We start from the raw sequence: 21,335 nt of genomic DNA, 5'->3' as shown, positions 1-21,335 counted from the left end.
AGAAGCCCAAAGAGAAATAAAAAAGCTGAGATCTAGTGTAGAGAGGAGCTCAGCTTTTTTAGTATATACTAATATTTATATCTTCTTTCGTCTGACCAAAATGAAATGTCCTGCAATCGCTAAAGCAAGAGCTAATGCAATATTCTTTACAGCTAATAGGATAATCCGTGGATACAACTGCATATCTATAGAGAATGACATTACGTTATATACCGGAATGTCCCTAGTCGTCCAATACTTGACCGCTATATATGTTAATAAAATAAATAGCGGAATAGCAATGTTTCGTGATAATACCATAAGGAAAAATCCTAAGTAACAGTACAACACAGTTTGAGGAACATAAATAATAGTTAAATTAAATAATGATATGTAAGGATAAGGGTACCTTAATGTAATAGAAATTAGTAGTACAAAAAATGCCGCTAGAAAAATAAGAAAGAAATATGTCACTCTAATCAGGCCGTAAGACAAAACAGGTATCGGGGAGTTAGGTGTTAACTCAGCTGTTTTATCTTTATCAAAAGAGTGATCTAAAAATAAGTATATGGACCACCAAGTGGCTATAGGACATACAACAAATTCTATTATTCTTGATATATATTGAAGACTTTCTAGATCAGGGGAAAAGCACGTATAAAGTATTGCAATTAAAACAATAAAAAAAGGTACATAGAAGTCCATACCCATTGATTTAGCTTCGGACGAGATGTTTATTTTTTTTACGAAGGCCATTAGCATTTTCCTTTCTCTTAATTATAAGAGCGTAGTTACACAAATAAACCAAGTTTAACTGATAGAGTTCTTACGCATTCAATTAAGATGTTACTAGTGTATAATTAAAACATATTTAGAAAAACAAGTAAAATAAAAATTGAGAAAGATTACGCGGTTAGTAAACCTCCTGTAGCTCCAAAAAACGTATCTTTCCTATAAAGTTTTTGGAGTTTGAGGGGATTAACAAAAAGTGCGTGGATATTTAAATATCCACGCACTTTTTTGTATGAATTATTTTAACTAGAAAGATTAATTAGGTGGAAGGTACCTAAAATTTACAAAAAAGTGTAATTATTATAAAATTTAGTTAGGTGTACGTTAAACAGAAGTAATTTCTATAGGGGGGATAGTATGAGTTTAAAAGAGAGAGCAACTAAAGAGTTTAAAGAAAGGGTAGATAGCGACGAAGAAATTAGAGAATCTATTTTAACTTACTATGAATGTGAAAGTGGATTTTCGGGACTTGTAGGTGTACCAAATGGAAATTCTGTACCTATTCGAGGTGTTTTAGCTTATACAGAAAAAAGCCTACTTTTTTACGGAGAAGTTTTCTCTAAGCTGCCTATTGTATTACATATCCCATTTAATAAAATCAGGGAAATAAAAACAGGAAAGCAAATCCTTACAATTTTCAAATCAACTCTTACGATGGTTGTTGTTCATGATGATCAAGAAGTTTTCTCTACACGGGGAAACAAGGAGGACTTTTCTAGGTTGAAGTCGTTTTTTGAAAATGTGAATGAAGAAGTATTTCTTGCTAAATAGGTAGTACCAAGATAGGCCTAGACTTAAAAATTAGGCTTATCTTGGCATGGCGTTCGCTAATAACGTACTTTTAAGAAAGGATTTGGTTGTGTATATAGAAAATACGTTAGACGTTAGGATGCTATTTCAGTTCAGAGAGAGGTGGTAAGTATGCGTAAAAGAGATAAAGGGTTTTGGATAGCTTACCTTGTGTTTGCAATTATTATGCTATTAATCTACAAATATATACCGGCTGAAAACGGGTTTCTCGTTATCGTTTTATTTCCTCTAATTTATTGGTTCATCTACGAATTTATATTAAGACCTAAGAAAAGAAGAAGCAATGGTTAAGGAGGGGCGATTTGCTTGTTTTGGAATTATCTTAACATGTCAACAGGACTTATAATAGCTTTAGCAAACATTTTTAATTCTGCATTCCAAGGAAGTATGCGTTGGATTATGGTTGGGTGTGGTTTGTTAATTTTTATATACAATTTAATAGTAACTTTTGATCAAAAACAAAATGAAGCGGTTAATCAAAATACTGTAGGAATTGTATCTAGAAAAAGGCGTTAATTGTTTTAGAAGTTTAAAGTACTTAAATTTACTTTTTTTATAAGTGACGCAACGAAAATTCTAGAGTGAAAATCTTATAAGAAAGAGGGAAGTAATGGACGTTCAAAAGGTAGCAAATTTATTTTTGATTTTTGTCTTAATTTCAGCAGGCATTTCATTGGTAATTGGCTTTGTTGTTGCTGTGAGAAGTACAAACTATAAGAAGGGATATGTAAGTACTTTTATATCCAGTGTTGTCTTTTTAATAATTATTGTGAGCTGGTATGATAAAGCATCTTCAAACGTTTTTATGGGGACAATACCTTGGATTTTAAATGTTATTGCCGTCATTATTGTGTTACCACTGTACGTGTTAGTTGCTCGCTTTATATTTAAAAAGGTGACAAAAGGACAAAAAGGAACAAATGAAAAAATTAGCGGTTAACTTACTTTTTTCATCGTTTTCCCTAATCTTCACGATTTTAAATAAATGAAGATACACAAAAAAAATTTTTATCAATATCCTGTTAGAGAAGGTGATTGATATCATTTTCTGTAAAGGAGAGAACGTCTATGATTAAAGTTAATCAACAAATTGTGAAAATAAGCGATTTAAATAATAGTTCGTTAACAAAAGAAAAAGCAGACATTTTAAAACAAATGGATGCCTATAGGGAAGTGTATGAGTATGCTACATTTGACCAGCTTGATTTTGATGTATCTGTTAAATTACAAATTATTGAATCGTCTGTGTTGCTGCGCAAAAGCGGCGCTAGGTTTGCTACATTCGCCCGTTCTAGGTGCAACGAAAAGTATTGGAAACGAACCGATAACGGAGGGTTTCAGCTACTGCCTACCGTTTCTCCTCATCAGGCCATCGATGATATTTTTTACAACGGACACGAATACGCGTTTGAGTGCGCGACGGCTGTTATCATCATCTTTTACAAAGCTGTATTAAATAATATTGGAAAAGCAAACTTTAACAGGCTTTTTGCTGATCTTTACTTACACGATTGGCAATACGATGAAGATCTTGAGCTCCATGGTTATAAAGGATCTGACTACTTGCCCGGAGACTGTGCGTATTTTAAAAACCCTGATTATAACCCTAATACTCCCCAGTGGAAAGGTGAAAACACCATTGTATTAGATGAAACTCTATATTTTGGTCATGGAATTGGAATTACGACGCGGGAAAGAATTATTGAAGTGTTAAATTTAAAGAGAAAAGACAACGCAAAGCAATCAGCTTACCTGTCAGATGAAATTGTCAGGCTTCACACCGCTCACCTCAGTTATTTGGCGGTTAGATACGAACCTGTTGTTTGGTATGACAGAAACAGCGCTATTATTTCCACTATTGGATCGATTACGTATGTAGCTTGAATGATCAAAGTTTTGATACTTTGGTCTTTTTTTGTAAAAAGGAAAGAATTACATGAAGGTAAATTTGAGAATTCAAAAGGATTTTATGTATAAAAGAAGAATCCATTTAATACACAGGTCTTAAAACTAAAAGGAAAGGAGGAGATTACTATTAAAAATCGTGATAAAAGACGCAAGAGAAAACGCGGCGCATTAAAAGATTATCTGAAAAATAAGCTTGGTCAGCTAAAACCGAAGCCAAACAAAGGACCTGTCTCAAATTTAAAGTCTTCTGCTTAAAACATCCCCCTAGTTTTTATATAGGGGGATTTTCTTTTGAATTTTCTTTTATTTTAATCTTTAAATGTTATGAGTGGCATTTAAAGATTAATTTGTGCACAATAGACATTGAATAGTTTATCTAATACGACAACGTAAGGAGAGATTAGACGATGGAAAACATGATTTTAAAACATATGGACGTTGTAAGAGGGATTACGATTAGTATCCTCGAAAAAACAACAGAAGAGGTAGCGGACATCACACCAAAAGGATTCAATAACAATATCCGCTGGAATCTCGGACACATTGCCTTTATTCAAGAAAAACTTGTGTTTGGCTTAGCTGGTGAACCGATGCAAACGCCAGAGAGTTATGAAAGCTTTTTCGGCGCAGGAACAAAACCTGCCGATTGGACGGAGGCTGCTCCATCTCTTGAAGAAATTGCGAATGTGTTGAAAGACCAAGCACATCGTATTAAAGAGTTCATGCCGGGGCAGTTTGATAAGCAGTTAATCACACCTTTTACAAATAAAGCGGGTATCAACTTTACAACAGTTGGCGAAACGTTTTTATTCAGTTTCTATCACGAAGCGATGCATGTAGAAACGATTAAGCAAATTGGGAAAGCAGCAGCTGCACAATAAGGAAATAAAAAAGAATAAATCACATATTCTTTATAACTATTTTACATAGCGCCTATGCATATACTGATCTATACAGCGCATAAGATGTAACATGAGCTGCTTTTCCTAATGCAGTTCGCAAGGAGGTGACAACGTGAAATTTCTTTCAGGTTTAACGACTCTTCTTGTGATTTTAGGCGGTTTAAATTGGTTAGCTGTAGCATTAGGCGTGAATGTAGTAGAAGAGCTATTTGGCTCTTGGGATTGGTTAGTAACAACGATTTATTGGTTAGTTGGCCTGTCTGCTCTTTATCAAATTTTTGATAAGTTCTTCGGAACGGGAGCAAGTGTCAAAAGCAAAGCGCTATAATAAATATTATTTTTTATTATCTCTTTAGGGAGTTTGAATGTATATTCAAACTCCCTTTTTCATGGATAAAAGACGTGACATCTTTACAAAATACGGTAAAATAAGGTAATAACCAAAAAGTAGGAGGGATGAGATGGAGCTTTGGGGTGTAGTACCTATCTTAGTGTTTGGAGTTCTTTATATAGGAATCATTGCTGGTATGATAGCTGTTATTGTTATAGTGTTACAGCGAATGAAAGAGAGAAATCAATATTTACGTGAAATACGGGATGAACTGAGAAATCAAAACAAGATAACTATAGCAGAAAATAAAGAATAGAAGAGGGTTTAATAGATGAATAAAAGTGTACTTCCTATCTTTTTTATCGTAAATCTTTTTTTTATTTACTGTTTATTATTTAATCAAGGATACATCTTTCAACTAAAGAATCTACCTTACATATGGGCTATTTATTTACTTATTGGCACCCTTTTAGCTTTTTATTATATGCTGCGATACAAACAAAAAAGAGACGGACAGGTGCTGCTTTCAATCGGTATTTTAACTACAAGCATTAGTTCACTAGGCTGTTTGGGTTTCTTTTATTTCTTTTATCGTGCGATGGGTGGATAAGAAAGAGCACCAAAAGCAGAGACTTCAGTGAAAGTCTCTGCTTTTTATATGGAAATCTATTGTATAATAGAAAAAAAAGAAATGGATGCAGGAGGGGAAATATGCGAATTGTTTCGCTTTGTCCAAGCAATACAGAACTAATAGCGTATTTAAAATGTGAGCATTTGCTCGTAGCAATTGATGATTATTCCGATTGGCCGCAGTCTATTCAGAGTCTGCCGCGTTTAGGTCCCGATTTATCTATTAATATGGATGCGGTGGAAGAAGCTAAACCAGATTTAGTCCTAGCATCACTAAGCGTTCCTGGAATGGAGCGAAATATTGAAGAACTAAAAAAACGAAAGCTTCCTTACGTCGTATATAATCCTAATTCGCTAGAAGATATCCGTCAAAATCTACAGGATTTAGGTCAGCGATTAAACATTGAAACAAAAGCAGCTGAACTGTTAAAGCGTTATGATCAGTTTCTTTCTACATATAAAGGGATTGCAAATCAAATTGACGAAAAAGCCACTGTATACTGGGAATGGTGGCCAAAACCTGTCTTTACTCCTGGCAAAGCAAACTGGCTGACTGAAATTAGTGAGTTAGCGGGAGGAGAAAATATATTTGCTGATCACAAAGAAGCAAATGTACAGAGTGATTGGGAAGAAGTGCTCCAACGAAATCCACATCACGTGTGTTTGGCTTGGGTAGGCGTACAGACAAACAAAGTAAATCCAACGATTTTACACAAGAGACCGAACTGGTCTGACATGCCGGCCATAAAAGAACATCGTGTATATGTACTAGAAGAATGGCTGTATTGTCGTCCTTCACCTCGATTGCTGTTAGGGTTAAAAAAACTCGCGCCGCTTCTTCATCCAGATACGTTTCCTGCATTTGACGGTAAGGACCCTTTATTATAAGAAAAAGGAGCGATACATATGAAAGATATTGAACAAATAAAACATACCCTTCAACACCGCTATCCTTTTTCACTTGTTGATCGCATCTTAGAGCAAGAAGAAGGAAAGCTTGCTGTAGGAATCAAACAAGTAACAGCAAATGAACCTTTTTTTCAAGGTCACTTCCCGGACTACATGGTAATGCCTGGTGTACTTATTGTGGAGGCTCTTGCTCAGCTCGGCGGATTTGCCATGGCTACGGATGACCACCAAAAAGGAAGACTTGCTTTTTTAGCAGGAATAGATGAATGTCGCTTTAAGCGTCAAGTAAGGCCAGGAGATACACTACGCTTAGAATTTGAGATTCTTAAACAGCGCGGAAAGATTGTAAAAGGAAAAGGAAAAGCATTTGTAGACAGCGAATTAGCTTGTGAAGCGGTCATTACCTTTGCTCTTGATGTATAAGCGTATTGAAGGAAACCGCCTTATGGCATAAGGCGGTTTTTTGTAAATACCTTAGTCAAACTTCCTTTTGATGAAAGAAGAAACGGGGTATAGAAGAAAAAAGGGAGAGGGGAGAATGCGGTGAGAACACTAACGGAAATTGTTGTATTACTCACACTATTGGGTACGTATATAGGCATCTCACTACTTGTCTACAAACGGAAAAGAACGAATCCGTTTTTCTACAGCATTTACTTTTATTTAGCTACCAGCGTCATTTTGATTTGCTTGGTTATCTTTTGGCTTCAGCTTCGTTTTGGACTCACTGATAAGCAAGTAGGAGGATTGCTTATCAGTGTGGTGGCATTCTTTTTACTTATTTATGGTTTGTTAAAAACAAGACAAAAAGACAGGTAGCCGGTGCTATCTGTTTTTATTTATATTTATGTTATATATTTTTATCAATTGTAGTGTCAATTCAATACATCTCTTCATATAATAAAGATAACAGCTTTCTTTTGCAGGTTAGTTGACATCGCAGCTTATAACTCGCTATTCTTTTGATAATTCATTTTGTGAAAGGAAGTGGACGTATGGATGCATCCCGCATTATAGCTAAGTTAGAAAACCGGATGCCGACAATCCTTGGGATGGAGCAGTTCTCCCGCTTCGGCATTCTTGTTCCGCTTATTGAAAAACAAGGGGAACTACAAGTCTTATTTGAAGTAAGAGCGCTCGATTTACGTAGACAGCCCGGAGAAATTTGTTTTCCAGGAGGGCGTGTTGAAAAGACGGATGTAGATGAAAAAGAAACGGCTATCCGTGAAACCTCTGAAGAGTTAGGGATTACACCCCAATCTATTCAGCACGTACAAGCTTTAGATTATATTGTTTCTCAATTCGGAACAATCATTTATCCTTATGTAGGTTTCATTGATGAGTCGCTTGAACTTCGACCGAATCCTTCGGAAGTAGCAGAAGTATTTACCGTGCCTCTTTCTTTTTTTCAGCGTACCGAACCTGATATACACAATATTAATTTCAGAGTAGAACCCGAACATAATTTTCCTTATGACGCGATTATTGGTGGTGAAAATTATAATTGGCAAACAAGAGAGATGGAAGAACATTTTTATTACTATGAAGATCGAGTCATATGGGGACTGACAGCAAAAGTAATTTATCATTTAATACATGTATTAAATGATAAATAAAAAGCAGCGAATACGCATTCGCTGCTTTTTTATATTAAATAGATTGAATAGCTTCTGTGATAGGTGTATCACCTGAAACTAAATCAAAAGAACGTCCGAATGTATGATCTTCACTTAACGTTTCTACTACCACACGCGCGACATCTTCACGAGGAATGGATCCGCGCTCTTTGTTCTCACCGGCATCTACACGTCCTGTTCCTGGTTCGTTTAACAATCCGCCTGGACGAACAATTGTATATGTTAATCCGCTTGCTTCTAAGATTTTATCTGCATAATGTTTGGCTACATAGTAAGGAATTAGTGAAGTATTCCAGTTTTCACGGTGATGTGCTTGAAGGGCGCTTACCATCACAAATCGTTTAATTCCTAAATCTTCTGCAGCTTCCATCGCTTTTACTGCTCCATCTAAATCAATTAAAAGTGTCTTATCATGACCTGTGCTGCCGCCTGATCCTGCGCTAAAGATAACGGCGTCACAGCCTTTCATCACTTCCTTAATTTCATGCACAGTGCCTTCTAAGCTTGCAAAAGTCGTTTCTACACCTCTGGCTTCAAGTTCTTTTGCTTGTTCTTCTTTACGAACCATCGCACGTACAGTGTGTACATCACTTTCATTCAAAATGTTTACAATATGTTGGCCTACTTGACCATTCGCACCAATTACAAGAACTTTCATGTCTAAATTTGCTCCTTTCAAATCCAAATGCTTATATATTATTGTTTCATATTCATCGTTTTCATTCAATAAATGAGCTCAAAATCCGGTGAATAAGGGGAAAGTAAGAAAATATATTAAAAAAATGAAAAACAAGAAATAAAAACTAATTTACAAACAAAAAAAGGAAAAAAATAGTTCGTTAAACCCAGTGTCTGAACTATTTAAATTTTGTGAAATTTTCTCAAACCCTTGGTAATACAACACTTCTTAAAAACAGTATCTCTTTTAACATTTCCCGATACAACCTATATAAACACATTTTGATAATTTTAAACTTTTACTTCGGAAAAATTTTTTGTTATTATGTTTTAGTCATTAAAATATTCATGAACGAAATATTTAGTCCGAGCAGACAAAGGAGAGGATAAAATGAACACATTACAATACTTAGTCGCAGAACGTGCAGAGATTTCTCCTCAACATGAAGCACTAGTTGAACATAATGAACGTTATACATTTAATGAATTTCATGGAAAAGTAAATCAATTGTCTCATTACTTCTTAGAGAAAGGCATTCAAAAAGGAGATCGTATTGGTATTTTAGCTCATACAAGCATTGCTTACCCAGTCGTTACAATGGGGATTTTACAAGTAGGAGCAGTCGTTGTTCCATTAAGTAAAAGCATGACACCTTATGAACTTGACAGCATTATTACGAGCGGACAGTTAAAAGCGATTATCCACCACAATGAATTTACGTCTGTATTAGAAAAAGCGGAACAAACGGATGGACTTAGCTTTACGTTAAAAATTGAGGATGCAAAAGAATTTACAACTCAATTCTCAGCGTACAATACAAATACACCAGAAGCACTTCCTGAAGTACTTCCTGAAGATTTAGCATTAATGATGTTTACATCAGGTACAACAGGTAAATCAAAAGGATGTATGATTGCACACGGATCGATAAGTGCCTTTTTAAACTCTGGCGGACAGGAAGAACGTGCAAATATTGATAAAAGCATGCGCTATTTATTTGTTCATCCATTCTTCCACATGAGTTCGATGAGCATTTTATTTATGTGCATTAACACAGGAAACACAATGGTATGTTCTGAAGAAACAGATCCAGCTAAAGTAATTGAGGTAATCGAAAAAGAAAACATTAAAATGCTGTTTGCACTACCACCAGCATTAAAATACATCGTAGAAGAGCTTGAAAAAGGAGATCACTATGATTTCCCTCTAAAACTTGCGGTGTCAGGCGGCACAAAAGTATCTGAGTCTTTAATCGAACAATATGATCGTAACGGTATGATTTTAGCTCAAGGATACGGAAGCACAGAGGCTTGGATTATCAGTTCATGGCACCCTCAAATGGGATGGAAGAAAGTAAGCTCTGCTGGAAAACCTGCTCCCCATGTAGAAGTTAAAATTGTAGATCCAGAGACACGTCAAGAAGTACCAACTGGAGAAAAAGGTGAAGTACTCGTGCGAAGCCCTTATCTGTTCAAAGGCTACTGGCAAAACGAAGAAGCAACAAACGCTGTCTTACAAGACGGCTGGTTAGCGATGGGCGATGCAGGGCGATTAGACGAAGACGGATTTCTTTATATTGAAGGACGCTATAAAGATGTAATTGTGTATGGAGGAGATAACATCTACCCAGATCAAGTAGAAGAAGTTGTCTTAGCAGCAGATGGCGTGTTAGAAGCGACAGTTGTCGGCATGCCTGATGAGGTGTACGGCGAAGTTCCATATGCATTTGTTGTTAAACAAGCAGAGTCAGCTCTAACTGAAGAAGATGTAGTGAACTTCTGTAAAGAACGATTAGCACCATATAAAGTGCCAACTGTTGTATTTGTTTCATCACTTCCTAAAAACAGCGTAGGAAAAGTGTTAAAAAACGAAGTGAAAAAACAAGCCTTAGCACACGCATAATAAAAAAGCGGCCTTTATAGCCGCTTTTTTATTATTTATTGCTGTAATTTTTGAGATATTTTTTTCATAATGTGAAAGTATTGATCTCTTTCTTCTTCTGATAAGTGTGAAAGTAAATCTGACCAAAAATCGACACGAGTAGCTTGCAATATTTCGACAACTTTTTCGCCTTTTTCTGTCAGCTCTACCCACACGCTTCGGCGGTTTTGCTTTTTATAAATACGATTCACAAGCTCATCATCTTCTAATTGATTTAATACAATGGTGATAGCACCGGGTGAGAGCCCAAGTACTTTTGTGATATCGCTAACAATACAGCTTTTTTTATCGTGAATAGTCTTTAAGATTGCCTCTTTTGTTGAAGTTAAATGGTAGGGAAGCAAATCATATTTCTCACCGATTACGGTGTTTTTATATTTTAAAAGAGCTTCTTTTACATGATCTATACTTTCTAGCTGATGACTAATCTCTTCTTTGCTATAACGTTCAGTCAAGCGTAAATCCTCCTCATAAAACAAATTCCATTTTTACCATTATACCATGTATAATGGCCATAGAAAAATGAACAACACCGCGAAAATTGTCAGAAAAATTTAAAAATAATTACCATAATTCGTTAAAAAATCCTTGTTTTCGTGCTATTATATATAAGAATAGTAATATTAGGAAACGTATACAACATATGTTTTCTGGAAAATGGGGTCTATGAACATCAATCCGCTTTATCTCATGTGTTGAACAAAGAAAAAAATATAAAAAATGGTGATTATTCACTTTGACGTATCGTCTTTTAGACGGTGTTTGTATAAAATGAATGTATACATATTTTTATAGAAAAAACATATTGAGGTAAAGCCGAGATATGGGGGGATTCAATTACATGAAGAAAGTCTTAGGGGCGCTTTTGCTTGGCGCGACAATTGTTAGTGCGTTTATTGCGTACGGTATGTATACAAATCATTCTGCAAAGCAAACAGCTGCGATAGAACAAAAACAAGCGGCTAAAAAACCAGAAAAAAAGGCTGAGAAAAAGAAAAAGCCAGTCCTTAAAGTCGAAGAACTGACGTATCAGTTAAAAGATTCCCGTACAGGAGAAGTAATGAAAGAATTCAAGCCGGTTCATTACAAGGATAAAGGTGTATATGATCAAGAAATTAAACAGTTAGCGTCTGAGCTGGCAAAAGGGATTGATACACCTATGCAAAACATAAAAATAGATGAAAATGGATCGTTGACTGGCGGGTCCAAGCAAATCATCTTAAAAGAAGCAGAACTTGTTAAAAATCTGCAGAACTTAAATACGAAACAACTGGAGGTAAAGGTTCCGATTTACGAAACCGCTCCAAATGTAACGGCAGCATCTGCTCAGGGAATCGCTGATGTATCATTAGCTTCGTATTCTACACGTTTTCGTCCAAGTGATACAAGCAGAAACAGAAATGTTCAGCTATCAGCAGAAGCAATTAATAACGTTGTGTTAGGACCAGGAGATTCATTTTCTTATAATCAAACAGTTGGGGAGCGCACAGCAGAAAGAGGCTATCAGCCTGCTCCTGAAATTATCAATAAACAGCTGGTGATGGGAATTGGCGGAGGTATTTGTCAAACATCTTCTACGTTATTTAATGCGATTGACGGCGCTGGTCTTCAAGTGACAGCTAGGTCTCACCATTCAAAACATGTAGGTTATGTACCTGCGGGAAGAGATGCGACCGTATCGTGGGGAGGACCTGATTTTAAGTTCACAAACAACAAAGATTATCCTGTCATCATTAAAGCATATGCAAATGTAAATACCGGTGTTTTAACGGTAGATGTTCGTACTTCACAGCGTTCTATCTAATAAAAAAAGACGTATCCTCACAGATACGTCTTTTTTTCATTTATTTATTATGCTTGTTGTTGCTCGCGTTCACGAAGTTCCACACGTCGAATTTTACCTGAATTAGTTTTTGGCAATTCATCAATAAATTCAATTACGCGAGGATACTTATAAGGTGCAGTTAGAGTTTTTACGTGATTTTGCAGCTCTTTAATAAACCCTGCATCTGTTGTTTTTACATGATCAACAAGAACCACATACGCTTTTACTACATGGCCGCGATCAGCATCTGGGCTAGCTACAACGGCACATTCTTTAACAGCTGGATGCTTAATTAATGCATCTTCAACTTCAAACGGCCCAATTGTATAGCCGGAACTGATAATGATATCATCTCCGCGTCCTTGGAACCAGTAATAGTTCTCTTCATCTTTAGAAGCGCGGTCACCTGTTAAATAGTAGTTTCCTTTATACGTTTTCTCAGTGCGCTCCATATCTTTGTAGTAGTGCTTGAAAAGAGAAGGGAGGTCTCTACGAACGGCAATGTCTCCAACTTCTCCAGGCTCACAAGGTTCGCCGTCTTCATTAATGATTTCTACAAACCCTTCAAGCATCGGTTTACCCATCGAACCAATCTTCGTTTTTACACCTTTTAAGGTACCAATCAAAAGGGTATTCTCCGTTTGGCCGTATCCATCACGTACTTGGATGTTAAAATATTTTTTAAACACATTAATAACTTCTTCGTTTAGCGGTTCTCCTGCAGATACAGCGCTGTGAAGGTGAGACAGGTCAAAACGTTCAAGCTCATCAATTTTAGCCATAAAGCGATACTCTGTTGGCGTGCAGCACAGTACATTTACTTTTTCATCCTGTAAAATTTCTAAAAACTTTTTAGGTTCAAAACGTCCGTTATAGATAATGCCTGTTGCACCTTGTCCAAGTACAGATAAAAACGGAGTCCAAATCCATTTTTGCCAACCAGGACCTGCTGTTGCCCAGACCGTATCGCCTTTTTTAATATCTAACCATTCAGCAGCAGCGATACGAAGGTGAGCATAAGCCCATCCATGAGTATGAACAACGCCTTTTGGCTGTCCTGTTGTACCAGATGTATAAGGAAGGAATGCCGTATCATCCTTAGTTGTTTTAGCTGCTTGGAACTGTTCTGATGCATCCGCTGTAAGTGACTCTAAGCGCGTCCACGACGTAACATCAGCACCAAATGTAATTTTATGTTGTAGAGAAGTAGGGAAGTTTTCAATCTTATCGATCTCATTGCAGAAAGGATGGTAAGAAATAATCGCTTTTGCTTCAGCGTGATGTAAACGATATTGGATATCTTTTGCGCGTAATAGTTCTGAAGAAGGAATTACAATAATACCTGCTTTTAAACATGCTAAGTAAATAGCATACGATTCAATAAGGCGAGGTGCGATAACCAACACGTGATCGCCTTTTGTTAATCCTAGCTCCGTTAGCCCGTTTGCCACCTTATTTGCTTTTGCTAACAGCTGGTTATATGTAATTTCCTCACGCACACCGTCAGCGTCCTGCCACTTTAGCGCAAGCTGATTGGATGCATGTTTTTCAATTTCCTCTGTTAAGTTGTAATGTTCACTTGGAACTAAATCTTTTAGTTGAATCATAAAAACGACTCCTTATATTATAGATATCAATGATTTTTTATCATTACTATTATTATATTACTAACTATTAGTACTTGCTACTAATTTGTTTTGGGTTTTAGTAAAAAAGCAAAAAAAGACCCGCTTGTCTTATTACGACAGCGGGTATAACATATGTTATTTAAATAAGCTCCATTTTGTATGAATAGGTACTAGCTCTTCTTCAGACTCGTCCTCTTCGTATAAACCACGTTCTTTTAAGTATTCCACAAAATATAAGTCTGCTTCCTTACGTTCATCATAAGGCTTAATCGATAAAACAAACCCTACTTTATGCTGATCTTCATTTTCAACGCCTGAGAGATACGCTTTTACATTATGCTGCAAGAATAGCTCTTTAGCAGGAATAATTAAGTCCTTGACGAACTTCGACAGTAATTCTAACTCAAAGTCGAAGGTGAACTTAGCAATTTTTTCTAGATCTGCAAATACCACGCCGATAAAACTCGTATTATGTATTTCGTAGTCTTTCGTTTTTTCATCCCATTCAATATGTCCGATTTCCTTTAAGTAATTAATAAAATACCCAATGCCTTCATCGCGGCCAAAAGGTTGTTTAGAAAGAACCAAACCGATCTTTTTGTACTTAGGCAGATACACGCATGAGATAGCGGCTTCAACTTTATGCTGTTGAAATAAGTGCGTTGCCCCTTGAAGCAAAGCATCTAAGACATGATGGGTAATTTTCATTTGTTTACGAGGAAAGTGATATTCGTTGCGTGCTAATTCATCTGTATCAGCAAACGTTGCTCCAATAAAGCCTGTATTGGATAGGGTAGGAGGGAGCTTCTTTCTTTTTCTTTTTCGTACCGTCATTCAAAAACACTCCTTGTGATCATCAATACGATAAAAAATAAATCGAACGTATGTTCTTATCTAATGATACAAAAAATGTGTCGAAAAGTAAAGAGAAGTTAACGGAGAATTTGAAATTTTATAATAAAAGTAGCTAATGATCTTAAAACGCAGCGGTCATTAAAAGGTGGAAAAGAAGAGGGGGAGCAAAAAAATAAAAGGCTGCAGATGAAAAGCATCCACAGCCTTTTATATATTCATTAACGAGCTTCTGTTAAAGCTACCATATCTTCATCATCTAAATCGATATCTACGTGACAATCCATTGTGTGAATTGTTTTATCTTCATGATTTCCATAATAAATTGTAATGTTCATGAGTATCGCTCCTTTAAAACTGGATAATGACATCCAATTTATACCGTCATCTATTTGTTTAATATTATACCCGATGAAAAAGGAAACTACAACTAAAATCACTAAAAAGCTGATAGGAAAGGGGTTTATAGTGATTTTAACAAGGAATTAGGTGGAATAAAAATACTTATAACTGTATTTTATTACAGAAAATACGAGGTTTTCACTTTTGTTGATGAATAAAAATCCATTTAATGCAAACTTATGTACTAAATGAAAAATATACGTTCAGTGGCAAATAAATCCTTAATATATTAATTACAAACAGATTTCATCGTTTTGCAAAAGGTTCATTGAGAATACGATGAGAAAAAATGAATGAGTGTAAAATTTAATTTATATAAGTCATTCATTTTTCAAACTCTCTAAATATAATCTAAATATCAATCGAACTGATCAATCCTAAAAATAAACTGGTGAAATTCATATGTATTTCTATAAAATCATATCTGCAATTGTTCAATTAGAACAAATATTGATGTTAATTAGTTTAGTGAGTTAGATCATATAAATACGAACCCTATCTCATTTTTAAATTTCGTCTCACTATAATAAGTATACTTTTATAATGAGACGAAATTTGTGTTTTATCAATTGGTTCCTAGAATATATATTATGTAAACTAGAAAAAGAAATAAAATCGTTAGGGTCTCCCTTGCTCTTAGATCCTTGGAATACTTTGCTTTTCCTTTAAAATGTGTAGGTTTCTTTTAAATCAGCTGTTTTTGCTTTCGGAATTTTAATTTTTGGGTTGTGAACAGAACTCTCAAAGATCGCCTGAATGACGCGCTTAAGGTCAAATGAATTAAATTATGTACAAGCTATGGATAGATTATATCTTAGAAATGGTTAAAATGACCGCTCACTTAATCGCAATCTCCTGAATACGCCAGTACGTATCATTTTATATGTAATTAAGTAATGCCTTATGCTTTATCCTAGAACTTTACAATTTTGCATCCCAAGTTTAAAGTAGCTATGAATCAGTGTGATATTAGTTGATTTAATGTAGAAGCGAAAAAAAGGAAAAAGAACAACTTCTTCCCCTCCATCCGCTTGTCATACAAACTTTTCGAGTTACTAGTTTCAAGGCTTCACTCACTAAGGTACGTTTCCTAATCGTAGTCATGAATTTTATCAAATAGCCCAAATTTATTTCTTTTGTAAGTAAACAATGGTAATTCATTAAGAATACAAACTGATTGAACATTAAGTGGAAAATAGCACATGGTGTAACCAGAACACCATGTGCTATTTTTAATTATTTCGTTAATCCGCAAAAACCTGAATCATCCACTTCCTGCATACCATTATCTAGCGCGTACCGAACTTGTGAACACTTCCATAAAGTTCTACTAAATCCAGAAGGGTTTTCCTTCTTTTCCTCTGCCACTTTTTTCTGTGTTTCAGTAGGTAATTTTGGAATAAGATAAGCCGCTGCTTTTTCTTCTTCTACCATGACGGGTGTTACTTTAATGAATAACCCATCTTCGGCAATAGACTTTTCTTCACCTTCGGCACGATCACGTTCACTTTTTTCTTCCGCTTTTCTAGTTCGTTCTTGCTCCTCTTCTGCATGTTTCGCGATAGCTGCTGAATCTTCCCACAATGGTGCTTCTTCTTCAGAGGGAACAGTCTTGTCTTCTCCTTGTAGGGAGGATTCTGAAGAATAATGATAGCTCTTTGATTGTTCCTTTTCTACTGAATTACTTTTAGGGTGTTCTGTTGCGGACCCATGGGCATTACCTGCAGGAGTGTTTCCTTCTTTTGATGAAGGTGTCTCTTGTTTATACGTTGGAGACTGCTCCGCTACATGAGTTGAATTAGTTTTATTGTTGGTTGTTTCTTCTTTTTTAACTTTCTCTCTCTCTCTGTTTGGTCAGATGACGTAATTTCTTTTTTTGCAGTATTTGATTGATTTTCTTGAGATGTTTGCGCACCTTCCCCACAGCCTGCCAAAAATCCTAGTGTTAAAAACGGAAGTGCCAGTAAGCGTTTCATTTTCATAACAAGTTCCTCACCTTCTTATTCATTGGATGATTGACTTCAATGCAGGGAACTACTTAAGTTCGTACCTACCTTTGTTTCGTTTGCTTTATAGGTTGGATCAGGTGTTTTTAGACTTCGCATCTATTTTTTATATAAAGGAAAATCAACTGAAATTCACTTGCATATAAGCTTATTCTAAGATGAATTTATAATTATATTTTTCCGCAACATTAACTAATTGTTGCATCTGCTCTGGAGTTGGACCTTGGAAATCTGGTAGCCCAGAATCTTTTGGAACTTGTAAGCCTAATTCTTTTACAAAGCTGTCAAATTTGGCTGGTGATGCTGTGACAATCATTTCTCCACCGTCAATTCCGGCCTCAAATCGATGTGGAATTCCTTTAGGAGCAAAAACGTACTCGTTTTCATTTACCTCAAGGATTTCATCACCTACAAAAAATATAAATCTCCCTTTTTTTATATAAAAAGTTTCATCTTCATTTTCGTGGACATGCAAAGGAGGCCCCATTTTGGGAGGTTCTACAAGGTGAACAACTGAAAAGGCACCATTAGTATCTTCTCCTGAAGCTAATATCGTAATTGTCTCTTGCATAAAATGATACGTATTTTGGTCATTTGGAATTCCGTGTAAAGGTTTGATTACTATATTTTTTAACTCACTCATAAATTATCCCTCATTTGTAATTTAATTTTAAAGGTATTCATCTATCATCTAAAAACCTACTACAGTATTAGTAACCATCTACCGTAACATCAGTAATTGACCCATCACTAGGACTTACTTGATACCAACCTTGTGTAGCTGTATGTTCCTCTCCTGTATCTTCATTATCCACAACATTTTCATAAACATGGATAATATAGTTTCCTGAATCGTCAAGGTGATCGTATTCTACAAGAAGAGGTGAATCTTCAGATATGCCTTGCTGATTACGAACTAGCTGGATAGCTTGCTCTTGGGAAACTGTTTGTTCGGCTGGTTCCTCTTCCTCAAGGGTTCCTGTATCTTCTTCTTGCTCTGATTCTGATTCTGATTCTGTTTGCGCCTCATCTTCCGAATCAGCCTGAGCTTCTTCCTCATCCGCTTTTGCCTGAGCTTCCTCCTGCTGTTTCTTTTCTTCTTCTGCTAAACGTTCTTCTTCCGCTTTACGCGATCTGCATCAGCCTGAGCTTCAGCTTCTGCATCAGCCTTGGCCTGCGCCTCTTCTTCTTTTTGTCGGTCTTCTTCTAGCTGCGCGTAGTAATCATCTAATTCTTTTTCCATTTGCTGCTGCTCAAGGTCTGATAATTGCTTTTGTTGTTCTTGTATTTGGTTTTGAAGCAAAGCAATTTGTTCTTCTGAAGCATTATCAACAAAATTGATGTTTTCTACATAATCACCACTGGCGTCAAAATTAACTTCCATCATACAAAAAACATTTTGCTCTTGATTAATCCCGTAGTAAATATACTGATTGTCACCTACTTGGATATACTGATAACCATTCATTACGTTTAATAAGTAGTCGCGATCAGCTTCTTTAGAATTAACGGCTTTTTTAATGGTTGATGCTTTTGTTTGTAATGTATTTGGCGATGATTCTTTTACAGCCGTTTTGTTGCCGTTTTCTTTCGTATGAACCGCTGTTGATTTCTCTGCAGACTCTTCTTTTTGCGATACCGTTTCACTGGACTCATCACTACACCCTGCTAGCAATACGGCTAACAACGGAATACCAAAAGCAACTTTCAACATTTTCATAGACTATTATCCCCTTTTTTTAGGTTTTTTTAGGTTTTATATAATTCTAAAGAACTATAAAACCTTAGGGGTTATTATACCAAAATTAAGAAAATATAAGAATATTTTCTTGTTTGATTTATGGTATTTTTTTGAAAAGATTATCTTTTTATGCATAAAAAAACACAAAGCCATGTACTTTTCATAACACGGCTTTGTGTTTTTGTAATCGATGTTAATGATGAAATCCATTGTCGTATTTCGTGTCTTTAAGAACAGGTCTATCCAATGAGTTAAGAAATTCAACGGCTTGTTTGAAATTAACCATAAATAAATGAGCAAGGTCTCTTGAAAATCCATTTCTAACAACAATGCGCATGATTGTGATTTCTTCCATGTCTGCTGGGAGTGGATAAGCAGGCACTTGCCATCCATACGTTCGCAGTTGTCTAGACAGGTCATAAAGAGTCCAGTTTGGCGTGTATCCTTCTTTTAGCTTCCAAGCAAGCACTGGGATATCTGAACCATCTGCGATAATTTCGAATGCTTCCATTTCTCCAATTTCTTTGCTGAGAAACAGTGCGTTTTCTTGGGAGGTTTTTTGCACGGCATAATAGCCCTCTTTACCTAAACGTAAGAAATTGTAGTACTGTAAAAGGACTTGTGCTCCTGGTCTAGAGAAGTTAAGTGCAAAAGTTGGCATGTTGCCTCCTAAGTAAGAAACGCGGAAAATAAGATCTTCAGGCAAGTCTTCTTTTTCTCTCCAAATCACCCATCCTAAGCCAGGATAGACTAAACCGTACTTGTGTCCCGATACGTTAATGGACTTTACTCGCGGCAAGCGGAAATCCCAGATAAGGTCTGGTTGAAGAAACGGAGCGATAAAACCTCCAGAAGCAGCGTCTACGTGGATAGGAATATCTAATCCTGTCTTTTCCTGCAACTCATCCAATGCTTTTGCAATAGCAGCAATTGGTTCGTAAACTCCTGTATATGTGACTCCAAGAATCGGTACGACACCAATTGTATTTTCATCAACCGCATTAATGACGCCTTCTGCATCTAAATAAGGATGATCTTCATTAATGTTCACATAACGAGGCTCTACGTCCCAATAGTTTGCGAATTTCTCCCATACCACTTGAACGGATGAACTAAATACAATGTTCGGCCGTTCTGTTGATAGCCCTTTACTTTTACGCAGTTTTTGCCAGCGTCTTTTTAACGCAAGTCCGCCAAGCATACATGCTTCAGATGAACCCGTAGTTGAAACGCCCATCGTTGTATCTGGATTAGGAGAATTCCACAAATCCGCTAAAATACGTACGCATCTCTCTTCAATAGCCGCTGTCTGCGGATACTCATCTTTATCAATCATATTTTTATCAAAAGATTCGCCGTACAAACGCTTTGCATCAGGCTCCATCCACGTAGTAACAAAGGTAGCTAAATTTAAGCGGGCATTCCCGTCTAAAGCAATTTCGTCATGAATGATTTGATAAGCTGTTTCGGGAAGCATACCTTGATCACTAATACGAAGCCTTGGAATCGTCACTTCTCCTTGTGGAGAAAAAAGCGGATTAACAGGAAATTCATCAGGTAAATTTTTTTGTTCACGATGCGGATGCCATTGAGGCATAAAGTATCATCTCCTTATGTATATCTAACAAATTGCTTTACGTTCCACCTGGTGTTGTAACAAGCAGGTCTCCTTTACACATTATGAGCTTTGAAACCTATTTTCATTCTTTTCATTATTCGCAGCACGTAAGGACGAACTTTATTTAATAATACCCATGAAAATAGTCTTATCAAACTCAAAAGGTGTAAGATATGGTAATATATTCCAAAGGAGGTTTTTAGATGGAGAAACAAGGAATTATTTTGCAAGACAAGTTTTTCGAATTAGGTGAATCTCCTATTTATAATGAATCACAAGACATTGTTGGAAATGTCGCATATAAGTTATCTATTGCTAATAAATTTGAGATTTTGAAAAACGAAGAGACCGTGTTTACAGGTAAATCTAAAATGTTTGCCCTTATGCCAAAGCTGATTATTTCAGATCACCACGGAAATGAAGTTGGAATGATTCAACGGAAATTCACTTTTTTTAAAAAGAAGTATCTTTATATTAGAAACGACGGCGATACATATGAAATTACGGGGAATATAACAGATCGTAAATTTGACGTTTTGCGTTCCGGCGTTCCTGTCATTCAAGTCCGCACACTTTCTTCGTTTCTGTCATTACGTCCACACACGTTTGCTTTAGAATTTCTCGAACCTGATCTTGATAAGTGGGAAGGAATTGCGGTTGTACAAGGTGTAAGGATGATGGTAAAAGACGAAAACAGCAGTACAGCTACTGCTCCGGCTCAATAGTGGTTATGTGATATCAAAAA

The 21,335-nt window shown here is 36.2% G+C and carries 25 protein-coding genes; 15 read left to right on the top strand and 10 right to left on the bottom strand.

Annotation, left to right across the window (positions count from 1 at the left end; genetic code table 11):
* Positions 1-75: 75 nt before the first annotated feature.
* Positions 76-300, bottom strand: coding sequence for a hypothetical protein (locus ACNHOZ_RS25325; RefSeq protein WP_230683503.1), 225 nt, complete (start codon positions 298-300; stop codon positions 76-78).
* Between the two features lie 828 nt (positions 301-1,128).
* Here ACNHOZ_RS25325 and ACNHOZ_RS25320 point away from each other — a divergent pair.
* From ACNHOZ_RS25320 to ACNHOZ_RS25265, 12 genes are all read left to right on the top strand, one after another.
* A complete protein-coding gene (locus tag ACNHOZ_RS25320; protein ID WP_255900977.1) occupies positions 1,129-1,542 on the top strand; it encodes a hypothetical protein in 414 nt (137 codons plus the stop codon).
* Between the two features lie 345 nt (positions 1,543-1,887).
* Positions 1,888-2,097 (top strand): hypothetical protein, encoded by a 210-nt coding sequence (locus tag ACNHOZ_RS25315; protein WP_098626521.1) that lies wholly within the window; start codon positions 1,888-1,890, stop codon positions 2,095-2,097.
* A 94-nt stretch (positions 2,098-2,191) separates the two neighbouring features.
* The gene (locus ACNHOZ_RS25310) at positions 2,192-2,521 is read left to right on the top strand and encodes a hypothetical protein (protein ID WP_155017265.1); all 330 of its coding nucleotides are present in this window, start codon (positions 2,192-2,194) and stop codon (positions 2,519-2,521) included.
* A 128-nt stretch (positions 2,522-2,649) separates the two neighbouring features.
* Positions 2,650-3,465: a protein-glutamine gamma-glutamyltransferase gene (locus ACNHOZ_RS25305; protein WP_255900984.1), complete on the top strand. Its 816-nt coding sequence runs from the start codon at positions 2,650-2,652 to the stop codon at positions 3,463-3,465.
* Positions 3,466-3,896: 431 nt separating this feature from the next.
* The gene (locus ACNHOZ_RS25300) at positions 3,897-4,370 is read left to right on the top strand and encodes a DinB family protein (protein WP_014459993.1); all 474 of its coding nucleotides are present in this window, start codon (positions 3,897-3,899) and stop codon (positions 4,368-4,370) included.
* 133 nt (positions 4,371-4,503) lie between these two features.
* Positions 4,504-4,719 carry a DUF378 domain-containing protein gene (locus tag ACNHOZ_RS25295; RefSeq protein ID WP_013057146.1) on the top strand — a complete coding sequence of 72 codons (216 nt, stop codon included), beginning with the start codon at positions 4,504-4,506 and terminating at the stop codon, positions 4,717-4,719.
* Between the two features lie 133 nt (positions 4,720-4,852).
* On the top strand, positions 4,853-5,038 hold the full coding sequence (locus ACNHOZ_RS25290) for a hypothetical protein (RefSeq protein WP_255900987.1): 186 nt from the start codon (positions 4,853-4,855) through the stop codon (positions 5,036-5,038).
* A gap of 15 nt (positions 5,039-5,053) precedes the next feature.
* Positions 5,054-5,332, top strand: coding sequence for a hypothetical protein (locus tag ACNHOZ_RS25285; RefSeq protein WP_048020820.1), 279 nt, complete (start codon positions 5,054-5,056; stop codon positions 5,330-5,332).
* Between the two features lie 101 nt (positions 5,333-5,433).
* The gene (locus ACNHOZ_RS25280) at positions 5,434-6,240 is read left to right on the top strand and encodes a cobalamin-binding protein (protein WP_255900990.1); all 807 of its coding nucleotides are present in this window, start codon (positions 5,434-5,436) and stop codon (positions 6,238-6,240) included.
* A gap of 18 nt (positions 6,241-6,258) precedes the next feature.
* Positions 6,259-6,684 (top strand): 3-hydroxyacyl-ACP dehydratase FabZ, encoded by a 426-nt coding sequence (gene fabZ, locus ACNHOZ_RS25275; RefSeq protein WP_255900992.1) that lies wholly within the window; start codon positions 6,259-6,261, stop codon positions 6,682-6,684.
* A 120-nt stretch (positions 6,685-6,804) separates the two neighbouring features.
* Complete coding sequence (locus tag ACNHOZ_RS25270; protein ID WP_048020814.1) at positions 6,805-7,080, top strand: hypothetical protein; 276 nt, start codon at positions 6,805-6,807, stop codon at positions 7,078-7,080.
* Between the two features lie 176 nt (positions 7,081-7,256).
* Positions 7,257-7,877, top strand: coding sequence for an NUDIX hydrolase (locus ACNHOZ_RS25265; protein WP_048020811.1), 621 nt, complete (start codon positions 7,257-7,259; stop codon positions 7,875-7,877).
* Between the two features lie 34 nt (positions 7,878-7,911).
* Here the strand turns inward: ACNHOZ_RS25265 and ACNHOZ_RS25260 are convergent, their stop codons facing one another.
* A complete protein-coding gene (locus ACNHOZ_RS25260; RefSeq protein WP_255900997.1) occupies positions 7,912-8,556 on the bottom strand; it encodes an SDR family oxidoreductase in 645 nt (214 codons plus the stop codon).
* A gap of 411 nt (positions 8,557-8,967) precedes the next feature.
* Here ACNHOZ_RS25260 and ACNHOZ_RS25255 point away from each other — a divergent pair, with 411 nt between their 5' ends.
* Positions 8,968-10,479 carry a class I adenylate-forming enzyme family protein gene (locus ACNHOZ_RS25255; RefSeq protein WP_255900999.1) on the top strand — a complete coding sequence of 504 codons (1,512 nt, stop codon included), beginning with the start codon at positions 8,968-8,970 and terminating at the stop codon, positions 10,477-10,479.
* Positions 10,480-10,514: 35 nt separating this feature from the next.
* Here ACNHOZ_RS25255 and ACNHOZ_RS25250 read toward each other — a convergent pair whose 3' ends face one another.
* Positions 10,515-10,973: a MarR family winged helix-turn-helix transcriptional regulator gene (locus ACNHOZ_RS25250; protein ID WP_013057155.1), complete on the bottom strand. Its 459-nt coding sequence runs from the start codon at positions 10,971-10,973 to the stop codon at positions 10,515-10,517.
* A 386-nt stretch (positions 10,974-11,359) separates the two neighbouring features.
* Here ACNHOZ_RS25250 and ACNHOZ_RS25245 point away from each other — a divergent pair, with 386 nt between their 5' ends.
* Positions 11,360-12,322, top strand: coding sequence for a VanW family protein (locus tag ACNHOZ_RS25245; protein ID WP_367047172.1), 963 nt, complete (start codon positions 11,360-11,362; stop codon positions 12,320-12,322).
* Between the two features lie 47 nt (positions 12,323-12,369).
* Here the strand turns inward: ACNHOZ_RS25245 and mbcS are convergent, their stop codons facing one another.
* The 7 genes from mbcS to ACNHOZ_RS25210 form a co-directional block, all read right to left on the bottom strand.
* Positions 12,370-13,950, bottom strand: coding sequence for an acyl-CoA synthetase MbcS (gene mbcS, locus ACNHOZ_RS25240; protein WP_372780664.1), 1,581 nt, complete (start codon positions 13,948-13,950; stop codon positions 12,370-12,372).
* Between the two features lie 156 nt (positions 13,951-14,106).
* Complete coding sequence (locus ACNHOZ_RS25235; RefSeq protein ID WP_014459981.1) at positions 14,107-14,805, bottom strand: hypothetical protein; 699 nt, start codon at positions 14,803-14,805, stop codon at positions 14,107-14,109.
* 1,656 nt (positions 14,806-16,461) lie between these two features.
* Positions 16,462-16,809: a hypothetical protein gene (locus tag ACNHOZ_RS25230; RefSeq protein ID WP_255901006.1), complete on the bottom strand. Its 348-nt coding sequence runs from the start codon at positions 16,807-16,809 to the stop codon at positions 16,462-16,464.
* Between the two features lie 200 nt (positions 16,810-17,009).
* Positions 17,010-17,207, bottom strand: a complete 198-nt coding sequence (locus ACNHOZ_RS25225) for a hypothetical protein (RefSeq protein WP_255901008.1) — start codon at positions 17,205-17,207, stop codon at positions 17,010-17,012.
* Between the two features lie 172 nt (positions 17,208-17,379).
* On the bottom strand, positions 17,380-17,874 hold the full coding sequence (locus tag ACNHOZ_RS25220) for a cupin domain-containing protein (protein WP_255901010.1): 495 nt from the start codon (positions 17,872-17,874) through the stop codon (positions 17,380-17,382).
* Between the two features lie 462 nt (positions 17,875-18,336).
* Positions 18,337-18,951, bottom strand: coding sequence for a hypothetical protein (locus tag ACNHOZ_RS25215; RefSeq protein ID WP_447697340.1), 615 nt, complete (start codon positions 18,949-18,951; stop codon positions 18,337-18,339).
* Positions 18,952-19,165: 214 nt separating this feature from the next.
* Complete coding sequence (locus ACNHOZ_RS25210; protein ID WP_447697339.1) at positions 19,166-20,569, bottom strand: glutamate decarboxylase; 1,404 nt, start codon at positions 20,567-20,569, stop codon at positions 19,166-19,168.
* Positions 20,570-20,793: 224 nt separating this feature from the next.
* On the opposite strand from ACNHOZ_RS25210, the gene ACNHOZ_RS25205 reads away from it, so the two are divergent.
* On the top strand, positions 20,794-21,315 hold the full coding sequence (locus ACNHOZ_RS25205; protein WP_034266323.1) for a hypothetical protein: 522 nt from the start codon (positions 20,794-20,796) through the stop codon (positions 21,313-21,315).
* The last annotated feature ends 20 nt before the right edge of the window (positions 21,316-21,335 follow it).

It is taken from the genome of Priestia sp. D51, from assembly GCF_053345675.1.
Note: the sequence above shows the minus strand (reverse complement) of the source record. Positions and strands in the feature narration are given on the sequence as shown.